Raw genomic sequence first — 20,044 nt, forward strand, 5'->3', positions numbered from 1 at the left:
GGGCGGTTCGCGCTACAGCAGGCACTGGCCGTCGACATAGGCCTTGCGCCAGCGCGTGATGTTGACGCGCTCGAAGAGGTCGGCCTGGCTGAAGGGGTCGGCTGCGATGAAGGCCTCGGCTTCTGCACGGGTGTCCAGATCGACAATGTACAAACCGCCGCCGGCGTCTTTGCCGTCGTCCTGCAGCTTGGCGCCGCAGGCCAGCAGCAGGTGCTTGTTGGCTTCCAGGAAATCCAGGTGGGCGGCGCGGTGTTGCTGGCGCACGGGCTGGTGGTCGGGCTTGTCGAAAGTCTCGATGATGTAGGGCATGACGGATCCGTGGGTTCAGATGGCGGAGGGATGGCGGGCCAGGGCGGTGACCTGGATATCCATATAGGGGAACAGCGGCAGCGAAGACAGCAGCTGATGCAGTTCGTCGTTGCTCTCTACATCGAAGATGCTGACGTTCGCATAACGGCCGGCCACGCGCCACAAATGGCGCCACTTGCCGTCGCGTTGCAGTTGCTGCGCCAGGGCCTTTTCATCGGCCTTGAGTTTGTCGGCGCGATCGGCCGGCATGTCCGCGGGCAGGTTCACCTGCATTTCAACCATGAAAAGCATGGGGTCTCCAAACTAGAATCAGCAAGAAAACTTCAGCGGCAGGCCTGTCAGGCGCCGCAGCTCGTCGGCGCTCATGTCGCCGAAAATGTCGGTGACGGTAACGCCTTCCGCGCCGATGTCGAACACCGCCACGTCGGTGTAGACGCGCGAAACGCACTGCACCCCGGTCAGCGGATAGCTGCACTCGGCCACCAGCTTGCTGGCGCCGTCGCGGGTCAGCAGTTCCATCATCACGAACACGTCTTTGGCGCCGCTTGCCAGGTCCATGGCGCCGCCGACGGCGGGAATGGCGTCGGGCGCGCCGGTGTGCCAGTTGGCCAGGTCGCCGCGCTGCGAGACCTGGAACGCGCCCAGCACGCAGATATCGAGGTGGCCGCCGCGCATCATGGCGAACGAGTCGGCATGATGAAAGAACGAGCAGCCGGGCAGTTCGGTCACGGGCTGCTTGCCCGCGTTGATCAGGTCATAGTCTTCCTGGCCCTTGGCAGGGGCCGGGCCCATGCCCAGCATGCCGTTCTCGGTATGCAGGATGACTTCGCGCCCCGCCGGCAGGTGGTTCGCCACCAGCGTAGGCAGGCCGATACCCAGGTTGACGTAGGCGCCTTCGGGAATGTCTTGCGCGACGCGGGCGGCGATCTGGTCGCGGGTCAGTTTGCTGCTCATTGCTGCTCCTTGGCGGCCGGGGCGGCGTCGATCTGCACGACGCGCTTCACGAAAATTCCCGGCGTGACGATGGATTCGGGATCGAGTTCGCCCAGTTCGACGATTTCGCGCACCTGGGCCACGGCGACGCGCGCGGCGCTGGCCATGATGGGACCGAAGTTGCGCGCCGTCTTGCGGTACACCAGGTTGCCCCAGCGATCGCCCCGCTCGGCCTTGATGAGGGCGTAGTCGGCATGCAGGGGGTATTCAAGAATGTAGTGGCGGCCGTTGATCTCGCGCACTTCCTTGCCCTCGGCCAGCGGGGTGCCGTAGCCGGTGGGCGTGAAGAAAGCGCCGATGCCAGCGCCGGCGGCGCGGATACGCTCTGCGAGGTTGCCTTGGGGCACCAGTTCGAGCTCGATCTTGCCGCTGCGGTACAGGCCGTCAAAAATCTGCGAATCGGTCTGGCGCGGAAACGAGCAGATGATCTTGCGCACGCGCCCCGCGCCCAGCAGGGCCGCCAGGCCCGTGGTGCCGTTGCCCGCGTTGTTGTTGATGATGGTGAGATCTTTGGCGCCTTGCTCGAGCAGGGCGTCGATCAGTTCCATGGGTTGGCCGGCCGTGCCGAAACCACCGATCAGGACGGTGGCGCCATCGGGGACGTCCGCCAGGGCGGCCGCCGCAGAGTCAACAAGCTTGGAAATCATAGGTGTCCCGGTAAAGAAGAGCGTGTCATAATTTGTTCTATATTCGAACTTTAGTTCTACTCAAGAACATCGTTTCACGGTGTCCCGGCAGTGTCAAGACGTAAGCGGCTGTGCGTCTGCAGGCCGGACATCGCGGTGAGGAAACGCATGGCCAGCGATACGCAAGACGCCCAGCAGCCCAGCGACACATACGTGCAGTCCTTCGCGCGCGGTTTGGCAGTGATCCGCGCCTTTGGCCCGCAGCGCCCGCAAATGACGCTGTCCGAGGTGGCGGCGGCCTGTGGCCTGACTCGTGCCGGCGCCCGCCGCATCCTGCTCACGCTGGTGAACCTGGGCTATGTGTCCGTGGACGAGCGCAAATTCTCGCTGACGCCTCGCATCCTGGAACTGGGCTATTCGTATCTGTCGGCCACGCCGCTGTGGGATCTGGCTCTGCCCTATATGGAAGAAGTGGCCGAGAGCACGCGCGAGTCATGTTCGGTGTCGGTGCTGGACGGCACCGACGTCGTCTACATACTGCGGCTCTCGACGCACAAAGTGATGAGCATCAACCTGTCGGTGGGCAGCCGGCTGCCGGCGTGGGCCACTTCCATGGGCCGCGTGCTGCTGGCCGGATTGCCGCCCGCCGAGCAAGATCGGCTGCTGGATGCCAGCGATATTCGCGCACTGACGCCGCATACCGTCACCGAACGCGCGGCGCTCAAGCGCATCCTGGCCCAGGTGCGTGCCGACGGGTACGCCTGTGTGGTGCAGGAGCTGGAGCCGGGGCTGCAGTCGGTGGCCGTACCCATTGTCGACCGCGGCGGCCGCGTGATAGGGGCCATGAACGTCAGCGGGCATGCCAACCGTTATTCGCGTGAAGCCATGCTCGAAGCATTCCTGCCGGCGCTGCGCCGTGCGGCCGAGCATATCGACCAGGCGCTGCGGCGCCGCTGAACCGGCACGCGCCGCAGCGGGCGAGTCAACGCGGCGCCGTCAGACCGGCGCCACGCCCAGCGTGGTGCCGCCGCAGACATACAGCATCTGCCCGGTCACGAAACCGTTGTCCGGCGACAGGAAGAACATGGCCGCACGGGCCACGTCCTCGGGAGTGCCGAGCCGTTTCACCACAATGCTGTCGATGATGCGCTGCGTGCGCGGCGCGCCGTCGGGGTTGCTGTTGCGGAACAGGTCCGTGGCGATGGGGCCTGGACCGATGGCATTGACGGTGATGCCGTCGCCGCCCAGCTCCATCGCCAGGGTGCGCGTCATGCCCACCAGGCCGGCCTTGGTGGCCGAATACACCACGCGCTCGGGCTTGCCCAGCGCGGCGCGCGAGGACATGTTCACGATGCGGCCGAACCCGGCGGCGCGCATGTCGGGCAACACGGCCTGCACCAGGATCAACGCGGTGCGCAGGTGCAGCGCCACGACATAGTCCAGGTCGGCCAGCGTGGCCGTGTCTGCCGTGCCGGGACGGGTTGCCCCGGCGTTGTTCACCAGGCCCACGATGGCATGCTCGCGCGTCGCTTCGGCGGCCGCCGCCTTGGTCTGCGCCTCGTCGGTCAGGTCGGCCTGGATCGACACCAGGCCGGCTGGCGCACGCTCGGGCAGCCGGTAATCGATGTTGACCACGCGGTGGCCCGCGTCGAGCAGAGCGGCCACGATGGCCGCGCCAATTCCGGCGCTGCCGCCGGTAACGAGATAAGCCTGGGGTTTCATAGTTGCCTTGTTTTGCGGCCGTATCGGTGGGTCAACCGCCCCACGCGACTACGGTAATGATGGGTATGACGCGGCCCCTGCCATGACGCGGGAGCCGAGGGCCTCAGCTTGCCTGACGGCGGTTCAGCCACGCCACCAGGTCGGCCAGCGCGGCGCTCTTGTCGCGCAGAACCTGTTCGCGCCGTTCGGCGGGCCAGGCGTAGAAGCCCTGGCCGGCCTTGGCGCCGATCTGGCCGCTGGCGACTTTTCCGGACAGCAGGGGCGAAGGCGTCGTGCGGTTTTCGAGTTCGGGATACAGGTATTCGGCAATCGCATGATGCACATCGATGCCGTTCAGATCGCGCTGTTCCAGCGGCCCGGACAGCGCCAGACGAATCCCCAGACTCCATTTCACCACTTCATCGATGTCCTCGGCGCTGGCGATGCCTTGTTCCAGCAAGGCGATGGCCTCGCGCGCCAGCGCATGCTGGATGCGATTGGCAATAAACCCGGGGATGTCGCGCTGGACCAGAACGGGCCGCTTGCCCACTGCCCGCAGGGCGGCCATGACCGTGTCGACCGTGGCGTCGCTGGTGGCGTCGTTGCGCACCACTTCCACCAGGGGAATCACATCGGCGGGAGTGAAAAAGTGAGTGCCGACGAAACGGTCACGGCGCGTGACCGCCTTCGCGATGGCATTGATGGAGAGGCCCGAGGTATTCGTGGCAAAGATGGCTTCCGGCCGGCACAAAGTATCCAGCCGGGCGAAGACGTCCCGTTTCAATTCCAGCTTTTCGGGTACGGCTTCGATGACGAGGTCACATGCGCAGGCCGCTTCGATGCCGTCTTCCATGCGGATGCGGCGCCGCGCTTCAGCAACCGCGCCGGGTGCCAGAACGCCCAATTGACGGTCGAGCACGCCGGCGGCGCGGTCGAGCGCGCCCGCCACGGGGTCGATCAGGACAACGGGCAAGCCCTGAGCGGCAAACAGGGCGGCAATGCCGCTGCCCATTGCCCCCGCGCCCACGACGGCCAGATTCTGGATTGGTAGAACCATGTCGAATTGCTCTCGATTTGCCCGCGGCGACCACGGGCGCGCCTGTGTGCCGCCCGGTCTTGAGGCCGAATCATGGCGCTGGGCCACGGGGCTGGGGCAGCAAGAGTTCTATTTACGAACAAATGTGCGTGGATAGAATGAGTTCGACGATAGTACTCAGAAAAATGAGGCACCACCAAATGCGAGTGCCGACCTGCGCCGCGCGGCGCGGCGGCAACATGGTTGTCCGGGCTGGGGGGGGCGGCTCGCTACGCCAGCACGAACTTCGGGATGCGGTAGCCGTCGGGATGCTGCACATATTCAATCGTGACGGGCAGGTCCAGCTTCAGTTCCGGCAGACTGTCGTGATCCATATAGCCGATCATGATGGGGCCTTCTTCCAGCGCCACCGCCACCACCAGGTGAGGAGCGGGGTGGGCCGGCAGATACTGGCGGTGGAACACTGTCCATGACAGGATGGTGCCCCGCCCCGATATTGGCGCCCATTCCACGTCGAAGCTCAGCGATTCGGGGCATGCGGGGCCAGGGGGGTAATAGAACGTTCCGGTCTGGCGGCAGCGTTGCAGCTTCATCTGGCCTGCCTCGATGCTTTCCCAAAGCGGCGCGTCGTAGGGCGAGTAAAGGCGTGGTGTCTTGTTCATGATGAAGGTCCCCCGATCATTTTCCGTAGATGATCGACATGGCTTTGCCTGCCACATCGGATACGTATTGCACATGGCGGCAGTTGGCAACTTGCCTCTCACCCTGTCCGCCGCGCAACTGACGCACCGCTTCGATCTGGTGGTTCCAGCCCTGCATATACGATTCCGACAAGTGCCCGCCGTGCGTATTCACAGGCAGGCGGCCGCCCACGCCAATGCCGTTCTCGGCAATGAACCGTGCTCCCTCGCCCTGCCCGCAGAAGCCGAAGCCTTCCAGTGCGAAGAAGATGTGCGGGCTGAAGCTGTCATAGACCAGCAGGGCGTCGACGTCCTGCGGCGCGATGCCCGCGGCGGTGTAGACCTGCTCGGCGGCGCGCATCTGTGCCGGCCGGTAGAAATCGATCAGGCGCGGGCCCAGGCTGGTGGCGTGGTGGTTCAGGTCGGACCTTCCCAGCCCCTTGATGAACACCGGATTGCGGCAGGTCTTGCGGGCGCGCTCCGCTTCCATGATGATGAGCGCGACCCCGCCGTCGTTGATCAGGCAGTAGTCGTTCAGGCGCAGCGGCTCGGCAATATAGTTGGCGGCCAGGTAGTCGTCGATCGACAACGGCTTGCCCCGCATGATCGCGTGGGGATTCAGGCTGGCCCACTGGCGCTGCCCCACGGCGACCTGGCCCAGGTCTCGGTCGGTGACGCCCCACATTTCTTTGTAGCGCTGGAACATCAGCGCATAGAGCGCGCCTTGCGAGGTCAGGCCCCAGGGGCTGTGATACACGTAAGACAGAAACGCGCCGCCGCCCATCGCCGAGGGTCCGCCATATTGCACGGCGGCCGAGCGCTGGTCGTTGCCATAGACCAGCGCCACGACCTCGGCCATGCCCGAATGGATGGCCATTACGGCCTGGAACACGGCCTGCACGGCATCGGCCTGGCCGCCCCAGCGCGGGTCGATGTTCAATATTTCGCCCATGCGCTCGTACGCCGTGGTGGGGCCCACGATCAGGCCATCGACCTCGGAACGCTGCACGCCGGCATCTTCGAGGGCGCGGCTGAAAGCCTGCGCGGCATAGCCATAAGAGTCGAACGGCTTCTCGCCGTTGCGCACCCGACGGTAATCTTCAGACCAGTCAGTGTGCCCGACCCCGGCCACCGCCGAAATGCCGGATGTGCGCTGGTAGCGCTCCTCGTTCGATCCGCTCACGTCGAATTCCCTCATAGTGGACTAATATCCTGGATATCCGCTATTGTAGTGGGCTGCATTGCCCATAAATCGGCGATAGCGACCACATTGTGATATCAACGGCTTGCATGGACGCACGAAAAGACAGAACCGGAACTCAGGCCATCCAGCGCTGCGCTGCATTGCTCAGACTCATCACCACCTTCAACCGCAACGGCATGCGCCTGGTCGACCTGCACACCAGCGCCGGCCTGACCCGCCCGACCGCTCACCGGCTGCTGCAGGCCTTGGTGGCGGAAGGGTTCGTGCGTCAGGACGACCGCAGCAAGCGCTATTTCCTGGGGGCGCTCACTTATGAAATGGGAGTGGCCGCCGCCGCGCCTTACACCTATGACCTGCGCGACACCTGCGTGCCTTATCTGAGGCAGGTGGCCGATGCGACCGGCGACACCGTGTTCCTGACCGTGCGTTCCGGGCTGGACGGTGTGTGCATTGCCCGGGCCGAAGGCGCGTTTCCGATCAAGGTCTTCGTGCTGGACGTCGGCCGGCGACGCCCGCTGAATGTCGGCGGCGGGGCCACGGCGCTGCTCTCGGCCCTGCCCGATGACGAAATCCAGCGCATCTGCCTGGCCAATAAAGAACGTACTGAACGCGACTACCCGCGCTTCAACTGGGAAGAACTGCGGCGGCGGATCACCCGCGCGCGCGAGCAGGGCTATCTGGAGAACGATGTTCTCGAAATCGAATCCGTGCGGTCGGTCGCCGTGCCCATACTCGACCCTCATGGCCGGCCCGTGGGCGCAGTCAGCATCTCGGCGCTGAACAGCCGGCTGAAAGGTGAAGCCCTGGCCGACAAGGTCAGGGAATTGCAGGCCGCGGTGCACGCCATCGAGGCCAAGTTGCGGGAACACGTCACCGACGACTGACGCGCGGGCGGGCTCGGCCAAGGCAGACGTCAAGCGCCCGGATGCGGCAGCACCTCGCCCCGGGCGATGACGCGCGCGGTGCGGTAGATGGACGCCTGTTCTACAGACCAAGCGGCCTCGGCGCGCACATGGGCATGCACCATGATGCGCCCCGCCGGATGGCCGATGCGGATCGCCTCTGTGGCGGGACGCCCGGCGCGCAGGAAATCCGCGGCCACTGATCCGGGCATGCGGCACGCCATCCCGATCGTGGCGGTGACCGTGGCGGCCAGCGCCTTGCTGGTGGCACCGGTCGAATACTGCCGACATACCAGGTCCAGCGCGTCTTCCGGAATGTGATCCTGACCATTCAGTGCGGTATAGGCGCGGGGCGATTGCACCGCCACCAGCATGGGATTGGAGGGCGCGGCGCGGCTGAGCCAGTAGTCTCCCATACCCAGCCGCTGCGCCACATGGGCGCGTATGGCCTGCATTCTGGCGACGAGCGCGGCATCGCCGTCGATCTGCTGCGGGGATTCGGTGCCCTGCATGCCCAGGTCTTGTGCGGCCACCAGTACTACGAGGTTGGCACCGTCGACCACGCTGACTGCGATCGGGGCCAGGCCGGCAATATCGAGACGGGTGCGGACCTCACCCAATGGCAGCAGCGAGCCCGTGATCGAGCCCGTGGCCTGCCTGAAGTCGAGCTCGATGGGCGCGCCGGTTCCCGGGACGCCATCCACCCTCAGGTCGCCGGTATAGACGACCTTGCCGTCGCGCACCGGCACACGCGCGTGAATCACGCGGCTCGTGTTCAGGTTGTGGATGCGCACTGCCGTGTGGCCTTCCGTGATGCGCACGTAGCCTTGTTCGATGGCGTGCGTGGCCACCGCGGCCGACAGGTTTCCGCAATTGAGCCTGTAGTCCACTTCCGCGTGATGGATGCCGACCTGTGCGAACAGATAGTCGACATCGGCGTCAGGGCGGGTCGGCGGACCCAGGATCGCGGCCTTGCTGGTCAGCTTGTCGCCGCCGCCCAGCCCGTCGATCTGTCGCGGGTCCGGGCTGCCGAATACGTCGAGCAGAAAAGCCGTCAGCGACGCGCGGTCGGCGGGTACGTCGCTGCTCGCGAAGAACACGCCTTTGCTTGTGCCGCCGCGCAGCAGGTGAAACGGCACGCCGGAAGGTGCGGGCATGTTCGGTCATCCCTTGAAGAATGAGTCAGCAGCATGCTGACCCGGTATGTGACGTTGCCGTGCGCAGGCTGCGCCCGTCTCGGGCCATGGCGCTCAAGCCCCGGCAGGATGCGCGCGCCGGGGCAGCAGCGACATCAGCGCGGCCGCCGACCCGAGCGACATGTCCAGGGCCTGGGTGCAGAACCGCTGGTCCGGGTCCCGGTATCCGCCGAATTCCAGGCAGTCGTTCCATTTGTCTTTCAGCTCGGCATCGGTGAGCGGGTGGTCGTGCGCCCCGCGCAGTGCCCGTACTTCTTTGCTCAGCGTCGTTCCGTCGCGCAGAGTGACCGTGACGATATTCCAGCGCGGTGTCACAGCGCCATCTGCCTCTTCGGTGGTGACGCGCGTCATCAGAGCCCGTACCTCTTCGCGCCCTACCGCGCCGTCGGTGAAACTGCTCAGGCGTATGTGGCCGTCCACGCCGGCCGCGGCCATCGCATAGGGCATGCTGAACTTGGCTTCGAGTCCGGTGCTGGCTTGCGGGTGTATCAACGGCACCATGGCGCGCCGGTTTGATTCGACGTGAATCGACGCGATCTGGTCAGGACGCAAGCCATGCTGCTCGCGCAGGTCCAGCATGCCGTCGATGGAGCGGTGCGCGGCGTAGCACATGGGATACTTCTTGATCTCGAGCCCACTGCGCAGCAGCTCCAGCGGCGCCCGCCCCATGTCTGCCAGTTCTGCATCCAGGGTTTCTCCATTGCCGTAAAGCGTCGTGAAGCCCTGGGGACCGTCCAGGGCGTCGGGGGCCGCGTCCATGCCGGCCTCGGCAAGAAGTGCCGCGCGCAGGGCGGACGCATTGCAGTGACCCGTCTGGAATGACTTCGCCATCGTGCCGAAGCTCGCGCGGCTGCCGCTGCTCTGGGCATATGCCAGCCCGATGGCATGGGCCGTCTGCGCCGTCGTCAGCTGCAGCAGGTGGCTGCAGGCTGTGGCGGCGCCCAGCACGCCGAGCGTGGTGGTGGCGTGCCAGCCCTTTGCGTAGTGGTCCGACACCATGGCGCGCGCGATCTTCACCATGACTTCCAGCCCGACCGCATACGCGGATGCCACCCGGTGCAAAGAAATGTCGCGCGCCTGGGCCAGGGCGAGCAATGCGGGCAGCATCACCACACTGGGATGTCCTCGCATCGGCGAATTGACATCGTCGAAATCCAGTACATGCGCCGCCACGCCGTTGTAGAAGGCGGCGCCCGTCAGGGACGCGGCTTCGGGGTGGGTCCAGATGCGCGCCACCGGGGCTGCCGCTTGCGCGCGTACATACTTCAGAGCGACCGCGCTGGTGTCGTCGTCGACCGCGGCAAGCGCGATCCCGACGGTATCGAGGATGGCTCGACCCACACTGCGCCGGGCAGCGTCCGGTAGTTCCCGGGGGTCGAAATCCGCGGAAAAACGCGCAATGCGCATTGAGGCGGTGTCGTTGGGGGCAGGCATACGGCTCATCACGGCTCGCTCGTCAGGAGGGCGCCACGGGCCGGATCGCCGTAGCCGCCCGGGGTATCAATAGGCGTCGGCCAATACCGCAGCCAGCCGAGCCCGATGTTGCGGCAGCTCGCGATGTCGGTCGGCATTGAAGTTCTGCAACGCATGGTCCAGCACGGCGGGGAAAAGGTCTTGCGATACGCCGAAATCACGCAGGCGTGGCGGGATGCCGAGCCGCGCGAACCACTGCGCCACGGCGTCACCGGTTTGGTCGAAGCCGCTGTGGCCGGACCCGGTTTCGACAGAAAGCGCGCGGGCGATTTCCCGGGAAGCCTCGGGGCAGAGTTCGCCGAAGTGGCGCAGGGCCGGGCCTGTCAGCAAGGCATGGGTCGTGCCCTGGTCCAGCTGCCCGGCCTGGTTGAACAGGGCTGCTCCCAAGGCATAGACCGATCGCGCGATCCAGTGGGCGTCCATGGGGCGTCCGCCGTCGTCCTCGTCGCGGTTCTGCAGCAGCGCCGCGGCGCACATATCGATGCGCGCCTCGGCATCCTGCGGATCGCGCATGCGGGGCAGGGCGCCCAGGGCCAGGGTATAGGCATGAAGGCGCGAGGCCTGCACCAGCGGGTTGGCGCCGCGCACGGCGCCAATGTTCATCAATGCGCGCCAGAACACGCCCAGACCCGTCGAATGCGCCAGCGAAGGCGGTGCGGTGAGCAGTGCGTCGGCATCCCAGAAAATGGCCGCGGGCCGGGTCTTGGGGTCGAAGTACTCCAGGCGCGGGCCGCCTGCCGTATTTTTCAATGCCGCCCCGCCCCGATGCTGCGATGACGTGGGCGCTGTGAGGATATTGATGATGGGCGCCTTGGGGGCACGCAGTCTGGGGCTGACCGGCGGGCCGTCCGGCGGATACTGCGTCGCCAGGCTGGCCGGGTGGCCGGCTTCGGCCAGCAGAATGGCCACCACGCGCGCGGCTTTCAGCACGCTGCCGGCGCCAATGGCGATCAGCAGGTCGGCGCCGGCGGCGCGCGCCTGTTCGGTGGCGGCAACCACATCCTCGAGCGGGGCGTCTTTGCCCATCGTGGTGTAGGCGCCCGCATAGCGCTGCCCGGCCAACTGCTGCACACGCTGGAGCAAGGGCGTGCGGGTTGCCACGCTGTGCCCGCAGAGCACAAAGGCGCGGCCTGCCGCCAGGCGTTCCAGTTCGCGGGGCAGGCGTGCCAGTGCATCCTGCCCTGCATGGACGCGCACTGCCGGTGTGATTGAACTGTAGCGGGTCATGGCGTTCCTGTTCATCGGCGTCAGAGCGTCGGCAGCCCGTTCTTGAGCAGGTCGCGCGCAATTACCCAGCGATGTATCTCGCTGGGGCCTTCGACGATTCGCATGACCCGGCACATGCGGGAGATGTATTCCAGCGGCATTTCCTTGGATACGCCCATGCCGCCGAAAAGTTGCATGGCGCGATCCACCACGCGGGCGATCATCTCGGTGCCCTGCAGCTTGACCATCGAGCCATCCAGGCGAACGTCGCTGCGCCCGTTGTCCATTTTCCATGCCATCTGGTAGACCACCCAGCGCAGCATTTCGATTTCCTGATAGCTGTCTGCGATCCACCATTGCACCGCCTGGCGGTCGGCAAGCGGGGCCCCGAACGTCTTGCGGGTGTTTGCCTGCTCGATCATCATCGTCAGGCAACGGGTGGCCAGGCCCAGGCAGCGCGACGCGATTTCCAGCCGGCGCACACCCAGCCGCTTGGAGATGGGCGCGAAGCCGGCGCCCACTTCGCCCAGCACCTGGTCGTCATCCAGTTCGACGTTATCCAGCACAACCTCATACGGGTGGTACTCGCCGATCATGGGGAACGACGTCGGGATGGTCAGGCCGGGCGTGCCTTTGTCGACCAGGAAGGTCGTGTACGCCGCGCGCTTGTCGGCGGCCGGGTCGGTCACCGCCATGACTATCATGAAGTCGGATCGACGCGCATTGCTGATCCATAGCTTGGTGCCGTTCAGTACCCATTTGCCATTCTTGCGTTCGGCGCGCGTCTTGATGGCTGCCGCGTCGGAACCGGCGCCCGGCTCGGACAGGGCCAGGCAGCTTTTTTTCTCGCCGCGCGAATAGGGCAGCAGATAGCGGTCGACCTGGCTTCCCTTGCACAGTTCTTTGAGCAGGAACAGGTTGGGACTTTCAGGGGGCAGGACGAAGGGAACGATGCTGTGCTTGAGCTGCTCCACCACCAGGCATTTGTTCAGCATGCCCAGGTCCTGTCCGCCGAACTCCTCGGGCACATCGATGCCCCACAGGCCAATGTCGCGCGCCTTCTGCTGCAGCCGGGCCTCGATATCGGGCGGGATGAGCGGCGTGTCTTCATAGCCTCGCGGCTTCGCGCCGGATGATCAGCGGCTCGAGCCCGACCAGTTCTTCCTGGACGAAGCGGGCAACAGTGTCGCGCACCATGCGCGATGATTCTGGGAGTTCGAAATCCATAGGGCTTCCTGTGCCGCGCGTGATCGCGCGGGGTTCTAAGATAGTTATGCGATCAGCGGCCGCGGTAAACCGGGCTGCGCTTTTCCTGGAATGCCTTGCGGCCTTCTATGCGGTCTTCGGTGTCGCGCAGCAAGCCGAACACATAGCGCTCGGTGTCCATCGCCGCTGGCAGGGGCATGTCCATGCCGCTGTACACGAGCCGCTTGATGGCGCGTACTGACAGCGGTGCATTGGCGGCAATGCGTTCGGCGATCTGCCGCGCCGAGGGCAGCAACTGCTCCTGACCCACCACCTGGCTGACCAGGCCCGTGCGCAGGGCTTCCTGGGCGTTGACGCGATCGCCGGTCAACAACATGAGCAGGGCGTTCGATGCGCCGATCGCGCGAGGCAGGCGTTGCGTGCCCCCCGCGCCGGGAATGCTGCCGATGCGCACTTCCGACAGCGCAAACACGGCGTTCTCGGACGCGATGCGTATGTCGCACGCAAGCGCGAGTTCCATGCCGCCACCCATGGCATAGCCGTTCACCGCGCCGATCAGGGGTTTGTCGGTATCCAGGCCGGCCAGCAGGTGGTCGGACTCGGAGCGCCCGAAAGTCAATTCCGCAAAGCTTTCTTTGGGCGGCATGGTCTTTTTCAGGTCGGAGCCCGTGCAGAACGCCTTGTCGCCGGCGCCGGTCAGGATGGCCACGCGTATGTTGTCGTCGTGCTTGATGCGCCGCCATGCCTCGTGCAGTTCGGCCCGCGTGTCCGGGTCGATGCTGTTCATCGCCTCGGGGCGGTTCAGCGTTATGGTGGCAATGTAGTCTTGTACGTCAAACAGAATCGGCATGATGAATTTCCGGGCGTATGGGCGGCGGCTACGACAGCACGCCGTCGTGTTCGAGCGCTTGGATGGCCTGCTCGCTCAGGCCCAGCAGGTCGCGGCAGACTTCGCGCGTGTGCTGGCCCAGCAGCGGGGCGGGGGACGATGGCGCCGAGTCGGCGTCTGAATAGCGGTAGGGCGCGCTGTTGTAGGTACTCGGGCCCATCTCGGGATGGTCGAGCGTGACCCAATGGCCGCGCGCTGCCAGCTGGGGGTCGTTCTCCAGCACGTCGCGGGCGTCCTGCACAGCACCGCACGGGACTTTCGCCGCCTGCAGGGCATGCGCCAGTTCCATGGCATTGCAGCCGGCGGTCGCGCGGGCGATGGCAGCGTCGATGGCGTGCCGGTCGGCCAGGCGGCCGGCCATGGTGGCCCAGTCGGGCGCCGCATCCAGCCCCAGTGCCGAGGCCAGGGCCTCCCATTGCTCGTCGGAACACACCGCGATCGCAATCCAGCGGTCTGTGCCCGCGCACGGGTAGACCCCGTGCGGGGCACGCTCGGCGTGCGTATTGCCGGCCCGCTGGTCCACCACGCCGTTGACGAAGTAGTTCATCAGCATGGGACCTTGCATGGCAAGAGTCGGTTCGATCTGCGCCAGATCTATCAGCTGCCCCTCGCCCGTCAGCCGCTGGTGGCGCAGCGCGGCCAGAATGGCAAACGCAGCATGCCCGGGATTGGGAATGTGGTCGGGGTAGTTCGTGCCCGTGCCCGCCGGTTCGCGGTCGGGCAGGCCCGTCAGGTGCATGAAACCGGTCAGGGCGGCAATGGTCAGGCCGTACCCCAGGTCTTTGGCGGCCGGGCCGCTGGCGCCCTGCATGGACATCGACGCGAATACTAGTCCGGGCCTCACGTCGCGCAGCACTTCATAACCCAGGCCCAGCTTGTCCATGACGCCGGGCGTGAAGTTGTTCGACACCAGGTGCGCGTCGGCGATCAGCTGCTTCACCAGCCGCAACCCGCGCTCGTCTTTGACATTCAAGGTGACGCTGCGTTTGCTGGAATTGCGGTCGGCGAAGTAGCCGCTGCGATTCACGCCGGGAATGCCGTCCTTGAACGGCTTGGTTACCCGCAGTGTGTCAAGGCGCTGCGAGCTTTCTATCTTGATCACGTCGGCCCCGAGGTCGGCCAGGATCTTGGTGGTGTACGAGCCAGCGCCGATCCATGAAAAATCAATCACGCGCAGGCCTCTCAGCAGTCGCGCGTTGCCTGCGGCCTGGCGGCCCGGCGCCGCACTGGCCGCCGGCGGGCCCGCGTCGAGTTCGGCCAGGATGTCGGCCGTATGCGCGCCCAGCGCGGGGGCCGTGCTTTCCAGGCGCCAGGGGGTGGCATCGAGCAGGTACGGCGCGCCCGGCATGCGCAACACCCGGCCGCCTGGGCTGGTCGCCTCGACGAAATAGCCGCGGTGTGCGCGTTGGGCGTCTTGCGCGATATCGCTGGCATCGCAGATGGGCGCGATGGGAATCCGTTGCTGCCGGCCCTTGGCCTGCAGTTCCGCCTTGGTGTGGGCGAGTGCATAGGGTGCGAACACGTCGTGGAACAATTTCTTGGCGGCGTCGGTAGCCAGAAACGCCTGGTCGTTCCAGCAGGCATCGCGGAACTGCGTGGCTCCCTCAAGGCCTTCGCCGATCAGCCATTCGGTGGTGATGCCCCAGAACCGGTTGCTGCCTATGCCGCCGGCCATCAGGTACACATAGCCATCCTTGCAGCGGAACGCACCGGTGCCGGCCAGGCGCTGCGTGCCGGCGTTGCGCTTGCGCACGGTGCCTTCGAGATCGTAGAACTGCACCGCATTCTCAAGCCCCATCACCACGCATTCCTGCATCGACACGTCGACGTGCTGGCCGCGCCCGGACGCTTCCGCGTCGTAGAACGCGGCCAGCGTGGCTACCGCGGCGAACAGATTGGCTGCGCCGATGGCCTGCTCGCCGCTGGCCGCCATGGGCGCCGTGTCGAGATAGCCGGCCAGGTACATCATGCCCCCCATGGCCATGGCCGTGAGGTCGGTGGCCAGCCAGCCGGCATAAGGGCCTTGCTGGCCGTAAGGCGTGATGCTGGTCATCACGATCGCCGGGTTGGCCGCGCGCAGTGCGGCGTAGTCGATGCCGCGGCGCTGCATGGTTCCGGGCATTTCGCTCTCAATGACGATAGCGGCCCGGCTCGCCAGCTTGAGCAAGGTGTCGCGATCCCGCGCGAGGTCCAGGTCCAGGACGATGCTGCGCTTGTTGGTGTTTTCGTACTGGAATTTCAGGCTGGCTTGCGGCGTGGAGTCGCCATGGATATACGGGCCCATATGGCGCGTGGGCGCGCCGCCGGGCGGTTCGACCAGAATCACATCGGCGCCCAGGTCGGCGAACAGCTTGCCGCAATAATTGCCGAGGGCGCCGGCGAGATCGAGAACGGTAATGCCCTGCAGCGCGCGTGCAGGGCGGGGAGTGGGTTTCTGCATCGGGAGACAGCGATCCAAGTGAAGGGGAAGGTCGGGGGGCCGGCTTGCGGTTATTGCATCTGGTAGATGCCCGCCTTCTTGGCCAGATCGCGCCACTTCACGAGGTTGTTTTCGATGCTCTTGCGCATGTCTTCGGGGGTGCTGGCCAGCACGCTGTAGCCCTGGCGTTCCAGCTCTGCGTGGTGGGTATTCAATGCCTTCACGATGGCCGAGTTCAGCTTGGCGACGATCGCAGGGTCGGCATTGGCCGGCATGTTGAAGCCATACCAGGTGTCCGAGTCGTAGCCCTTCAGGCCCTCTTCATCGAAGGTGCGAACCTCGGGCAGTGCCGGACTGCGCGCCGGGCTGCCGATGGCGAGCAGCCGCAATTTGCCCTGGTCCGCCAGGTCCTTCGCCGAAGCGCTTTGTACGAACATCATGTCGATGTGCCCGCCGAGCAGGTCGGCCATCGCTGGCGCGCCGCCGCGATACGGCACATGGGTGATCTCGACGCCTGCCATGTCTTTCATGAGTTCGCCCGCCATGTGCTGCGAGCTTCCCACACCGGCCGAACCGTAAGTCAATTCGTTGGGATGGGATTTCGCGCGCTTGATCACGTCCGCCATGGACTTGAAGGGCGAATCCACGGTGACGGCCAACACCAGCGGCGCGGCCACGGCGATGGACAGCGGCGAGAAATCCTTCAGCGAGTCGTAGTTCAGCGTCTTGTAGATCGAAGGGTTCACCGACAGCATGCCGTCTGTCGTAAGCATCCAGGTGTAGCCGTCCGGCTTCTGGCGCTTGACGTAGTCAGACGCGATGGTCCCGCCCGCGCCGGCTCGGTTTTCCACTATGACGGATTGTTTGAGTTCTTCGGCGACCGATTGACCGACCATGCGCGCCAGGGTGTCAGTGCTGGCGCCGGCTGCATACGGGACGACCAGCTTCATGGGGCCCGTCGGGAAGTCGGCGGCGGCGCTGGGGCCGCACACCGCCAGGACCAGCGTCGACATGAGTATGAGTTGCCGGACGAATTTCGAGCTTTGCATGATGTCTCCTGTATGTACCCGCAGATTCAGGGCGAATCGTAGGCAGTACAGGAAACCGAGGCAATCGAATTGGGTCCGCATTGTGAGATAGGCCGCCGAAATACGCGCGCATCTCGTCAAACGGCCTGACTAATGCTCAAAATGTGGACTATTGTGGCACGGGTCTCGGTGGCCCGCGATGCTGGGCGCCATGAGGGCGGCACCCGGGCCGCAGCCCGGGCGCCCTGTGTGCAGACTTACCCCGAATTGCGCAGTCCGGCGGCGATGCCGTTGATAGTGAGGTGGATGGCACTGCGCACGCGCTGGTCGGGCTCGGCCGTGCCATCGCGTTGGCCTGCCCGCCAGCGGCGGATCAGTTCGATCTGCAGGTAGTTCAACGGGTCGATGTAGGCGAAACGTTCGCGCAGCGACGCCAGCAGCACGGGATTGTCGGCCAGCAGATCCCGTTGCGTCAGCAAACGCAGCACGGCGACGGTGCGGGCGTGCTCGGCGCTGATCTGTCCGAAGATGCGCTCGCGCAGCGAGCGGCCGGGAACCAGCTGCGCGTAGCGTGCCGCGATCGCGAGGTCTGATTTCGCCAGCACCATTTCCATATTCGACAGCAGGGTCCGGAATGCCGGCCATTCGCGGGCCATTTCACGCAGTTGCGACAGCCGGGCCCGGCGCGAGCGCGGCGCGCCGGGTGCGCCGGCTTCCAGGTATGACTCGATCGCCGACCCGACGCCGTACCAGCCGGTCAGCATGAGGCGGCACTGCGCCCACGAGAATCCCCAGGGAATGGCGCGCAGGTCGTCGATGCGCTGCCCCTGCTTGCGCGAGGCGGGCCGCGAGCCGATGTTCAGGCCGGCGATTTCCGTAATGGGCGTGGCGGCAAAGAAGTACTCGGCGAATCCGGGCGTGTCATAGACCAGGCCGCGGTAGCAGCGCTGGGCGGCTTCCGACATGAATGTCATGGCCGGGCCGTAGTGAGCCATGTGCGCGTCTTCTGCACTGGTGGCCGCGGCGCGCGGCGTCAGGGTCGATTCGAGCGTGGCCGCCACCAGCAATTCAAGGTGCCAGCGTCCCACTTCGGCATCTTTGTATTTGCTCTGGATGACTTCGCCCTGCTCGGTCAGGCGCAACTGGCCCGCGACCGTGCCCGGCGGCTGCGCGAGGATCGCGTCGAAGCTCGAACCGCCGCCTCGGCCCACCGATCCGCCCCGGCCGTGGAACAGGCGCAGGCGCACCCCGCGCGCGCTGAACACGTCGACCAGTGCGCGTTCGGCCTGGTAGAGCGTCCAGTTCGACGTGAGAAAGCCGCCGTCTTTGTTGCTGTCCGAATAGCCCAGCATGACTTCCTGGGTTTCGTCCTGCGCGAGCTTGACGCGCTGCCGCACTTCGGGAAGGTCGAGCCAGGCCGCCATGATGTCGGGGCCGCGCTGCAAGTCGGGAATGGTCTCGAACAGCGGCACCACCATCAGCCCGTCGCCCGACAGGATGGATTCGCCTGGCGCCGGGTCGACGATCAAGCCGGTTTCTTTCTGCAGCACCAGGACTTCGAGCAGGTCGCTCAGGGTCTCGGTGTGCGACACAATGGTCTGTTGCACAGCGAGCTTGCCGTATCGGGCGCGGCCCTCGGCCGCGGCGCGCAGCACTGCCAGTTCCCGCGTCGTTTCTTCGCTGTAGGCGATCCATGGCGATACCAGGGGGCGTGCCAGTGCCAGTTCGGCGCGAAGCAGCGCGATGCGGTCTGTTTCGTCCAGTGCGGCGTAGTCGACCGGCTTGCCGTCGTATTGCGCGCCAGCGCGCTGGAACAACTCAGTCAGCACCCGTTCGTGGACATCCGAGCTCTGCCGCAGATCCAGCGTGGCCAGATGAAAGCCAAACACTTCGACCGCCTGCTGCAGGCCGCTCAGGCGCAGCCTCGCAATGGGCGCCGCGTGGTGCGCCGACAGCGAGGCCGCGATGACGGCCAGGTCGGCCGCCAGTTCCTGGGGCGCGCCGTAGGGTGGGGCGGGATGCGTGACGCGCCGCGCCAGATCGCGGCCAGTCAGCTTCTGCGCCGTGGCGGCCAGCCGCGCATAGACGCCTACCAGGGCGCGCCGATAGGGTTCATCGCGGCGGTGAGGGGAATCATCGCCGCCGCTGTCGGCCAGCGCGTGCAAGGCCGGGTCGGCGCCGATCAGCAGCGTGGTGATGGACAGTTCGGCGCCGAGGGCGTGCACTTCCTGCAGGTAGTACTCGAACAGTACCGTGGCCTGTCGCAGCAATGCGAGTTCAAGTGTCCCGGCGTCGACGTTGGGGTTGCCGTCCCGATCGCCGCCTATCCAGCTGCCCATGCGCAGAAACGGTTCAAGCGGGGGCGGCGGGGCCGCGAATGGCTTGGTGGATTCGCGTCCCAGCAGGCGCGACAGTTCACCGTACACCCGCGGGATGACGTGCAGGAATGTGCTGCGGTAGTACGACAGGGCATTCTCGATTTCGTCGGCCACCGTCAGGCGTGTATACCGCAACATGCGCGTCTGCCATAGCGTGGCCACGCGCCCCAGCAGCGCCATGTCGAGATCCGCGATTTCTTCGCCGGTGAGCGGACCTTCGCGTTGCAGCAGCAGGGCCGCTATTTCGCGATGCACGTCCAGGGTACTCTTGCGCTGAACCTCGGTGGGGTGGGCGGTCAGCACCGGCACGACGCGGGCCTCGGCCAGCATGCGGCGGATGCGAGACGTGCTGACGCCCTGTTCTTTCAGCAGGGTGAACGCGTCGCGCAACGTGCCGCGGGCCGGCGTGTCTTCCGTCAATGCGCGATTGCGTTGCGCGCGGTTCTGGTCGCGGTCTTCCGCAATGTTGGACAGGTGCAGAAAGTAGCTGAAGGCGCGCGCCACCGAGTTGGGATCGTTGTCGCGCAGGCGCTTGACGCGCTGTTCGAGCAGCTTGCTGTCGGCTTCATTGCCCTGGCGCCGGAACCGCACGGCGGTGCGGCGCAAGGTTTCGATGGTATCGAACACCCGCTCGCCTTCGCAGGCCTGGATGACTTGTCCCAATAATCGGCCCAGCAGCCGGATGTCGTGTCGTAAGGGTTCGGCAGTGGCAGACTGCGGGCGGATGGCTTTCATTGGGCAGGAATCCGTCGGGGGAGTTGATAATGGTCAGTAGTACGCGGCGATATCAAAAGCAGT

At 65.7% G+C, this 20,044-nt stretch carries 18 protein-coding genes; 2 read left to right on the forward strand and 16 right to left on the reverse strand.

Annotation, left to right across the window (positions count from 1 at the left end; all coding sequences use genetic code 11):
* Positions 1 to 12: 12 nt before the first annotated feature.
* The 4 genes from ACV17W_RS15455 to ACV17W_RS15470 are packed head-to-tail and all read right to left on the reverse strand — an operon-like array spanning position 13 to position 1,949.
* Positions 13 to 309 (reverse strand): YciI family protein, encoded by a 297-nt coding sequence (locus ACV17W_RS15455; RefSeq protein ID WP_462593213.1) that lies wholly within the window; start codon positions 307 to 309, stop codon positions 13 to 15.
* Positions 310 to 324: 15 nt separating this feature from the next.
* The gene (gene catC / locus ACV17W_RS15460; RefSeq protein WP_462593214.1) at positions 325 to 600 is read right to left on the reverse strand and encodes a muconolactone Delta-isomerase; all 276 of its coding nucleotides are present in this window, start codon (positions 598 to 600) and stop codon (positions 325 to 327) included.
* An 18-nt stretch (positions 601 to 618) separates the two neighbouring features.
* Positions 619 to 1,263, reverse strand: a complete 645-nt coding sequence (locus ACV17W_RS15465) for a 3-oxoacid CoA-transferase subunit B (protein WP_462593215.1) — start codon at positions 1,261 to 1,263, stop codon at positions 619 to 621.
* Complete coding sequence (locus tag ACV17W_RS15470) at positions 1,260 to 1,949, reverse strand: 3-oxoacid CoA-transferase subunit A (RefSeq protein ID WP_462593216.1); 690 nt, start codon at positions 1,947 to 1,949, stop codon at positions 1,260 to 1,262. The genes ACV17W_RS15465 and ACV17W_RS15470 overlap by 4 nt, the downstream gene beginning before the upstream one ends.
* 147 nt (positions 1,950 to 2,096) lie before the next feature.
* Here ACV17W_RS15470 and ACV17W_RS15475 point away from each other — a divergent pair, with 147 nt between their 5' ends.
* Positions 2,097 to 2,885 carry an IclR family transcriptional regulator gene (locus tag ACV17W_RS15475; protein WP_462593217.1) on the forward strand — a complete coding sequence of 263 codons (789 nt, stop codon included), beginning with the start codon at positions 2,097 to 2,099 and terminating at the stop codon, positions 2,883 to 2,885.
* A 39-nt stretch (positions 2,886 to 2,924) separates the two neighbouring features.
* Here ACV17W_RS15475 and ACV17W_RS15480 read toward each other — a convergent pair whose 3' ends face one another.
* From ACV17W_RS15480 to ACV17W_RS15495, 4 genes are all read right to left on the reverse strand, one after another.
* The gene (locus ACV17W_RS15480; RefSeq protein WP_462593218.1) at positions 2,925 to 3,650 is read right to left on the reverse strand and encodes an SDR family oxidoreductase; all 726 of its coding nucleotides are present in this window, start codon (positions 3,648 to 3,650) and stop codon (positions 2,925 to 2,927) included.
* Between the two features lie 103 nt (positions 3,651 to 3,753).
* A complete protein-coding gene (locus tag ACV17W_RS15485; protein WP_462593219.1) occupies positions 3,754 to 4,686 on the reverse strand; it encodes a 3-hydroxyacyl-CoA dehydrogenase family protein in 933 nt (310 codons plus the stop codon).
* A 248-nt stretch (positions 4,687 to 4,934) separates the two neighbouring features.
* Positions 4,935 to 5,327, reverse strand: a complete 393-nt coding sequence (locus ACV17W_RS15490; RefSeq protein WP_462593220.1) for a Zn-ribbon domain-containing OB-fold protein — start codon at positions 5,325 to 5,327, stop codon at positions 4,935 to 4,937.
* A gap of 16 nt (positions 5,328 to 5,343) precedes the next feature.
* Positions 5,344 to 6,543: a thiolase family protein gene (locus ACV17W_RS15495; RefSeq protein ID WP_462593221.1), complete on the reverse strand. Its 1,200-nt coding sequence runs from the start codon at positions 6,541 to 6,543 to the stop codon at positions 5,344 to 5,346.
* 92 nt (positions 6,544 to 6,635) lie between these two features.
* Here ACV17W_RS15495 and ACV17W_RS15500 point away from each other — a divergent pair, with 92 nt between their 5' ends.
* Positions 6,636 to 7,433 (forward strand): IclR family transcriptional regulator, encoded by a 798-nt coding sequence (locus ACV17W_RS15500; RefSeq protein ID WP_462593222.1) that lies wholly within the window; start codon positions 6,636 to 6,638, stop codon positions 7,431 to 7,433.
* Positions 7,434 to 7,462: 29 nt separating this feature from the next.
* Here the strand turns inward: ACV17W_RS15500 and ACV17W_RS15505 are convergent, their stop codons facing one another.
* From ACV17W_RS15505 to ppc, 8 genes are all read right to left on the reverse strand, one after another.
* Positions 7,463 to 8,608, reverse strand: coding sequence for a PrpF domain-containing protein (locus ACV17W_RS15505; RefSeq protein WP_462593223.1), 1,146 nt, complete (start codon positions 8,606 to 8,608; stop codon positions 7,463 to 7,465).
* A gap of 93 nt (positions 8,609 to 8,701) precedes the next feature.
* Positions 8,702 to 10,090, reverse strand: coding sequence for an MmgE/PrpD family protein (locus ACV17W_RS15510; protein ID WP_462593224.1), 1,389 nt, complete (start codon positions 10,088 to 10,090; stop codon positions 8,702 to 8,704).
* Between the two features lie 57 nt (positions 10,091 to 10,147).
* Positions 10,148 to 11,347, reverse strand: a complete 1,200-nt coding sequence (locus ACV17W_RS15515; RefSeq protein ID WP_462593225.1) for an iron-containing alcohol dehydrogenase family protein — start codon at positions 11,345 to 11,347, stop codon at positions 10,148 to 10,150.
* Positions 11,348 to 11,367: 20 nt separating this feature from the next.
* Positions 11,368 to 12,354 (reverse strand): acyl-CoA dehydrogenase family protein, encoded by a 987-nt coding sequence (locus ACV17W_RS15520; protein ID WP_462593226.1) that lies wholly within the window; start codon positions 12,352 to 12,354, stop codon positions 11,368 to 11,370.
* Between the two features lie 251 nt (positions 12,355 to 12,605).
* Positions 12,606 to 13,382, reverse strand: a complete 777-nt coding sequence (locus tag ACV17W_RS15525; RefSeq protein ID WP_462593227.1) for an enoyl-CoA hydratase/isomerase family protein — start codon at positions 13,380 to 13,382, stop codon at positions 12,606 to 12,608.
* Positions 13,383 to 13,410: 28 nt separating this feature from the next.
* The gene (locus ACV17W_RS15530) at positions 13,411 to 15,861 is read right to left on the reverse strand and encodes a CaiB/BaiF CoA transferase family protein (protein WP_462593228.1); all 2,451 of its coding nucleotides are present in this window, start codon (positions 15,859 to 15,861) and stop codon (positions 13,411 to 13,413) included.
* Positions 15,862 to 15,911: 50 nt separating this feature from the next.
* Positions 15,912 to 16,889, reverse strand: a complete 978-nt coding sequence (locus ACV17W_RS15535) for a Bug family tripartite tricarboxylate transporter substrate binding protein (RefSeq protein ID WP_462593229.1) — start codon at positions 16,887 to 16,889, stop codon at positions 15,912 to 15,914.
* Positions 16,890 to 17,125: 236 nt separating this feature from the next.
* A complete protein-coding gene (ppc, locus tag ACV17W_RS15540) occupies positions 17,126 to 19,981 on the reverse strand; it encodes a phosphoenolpyruvate carboxylase (RefSeq protein ID WP_462593230.1) in 2,856 nt (951 codons plus the stop codon).
* Between the last annotated feature and the right edge of the window lie 63 nt (positions 19,982 to 20,044).

The organism is Bordetella sp. MIP270_01_BMS, assembly GCF_054958705.1.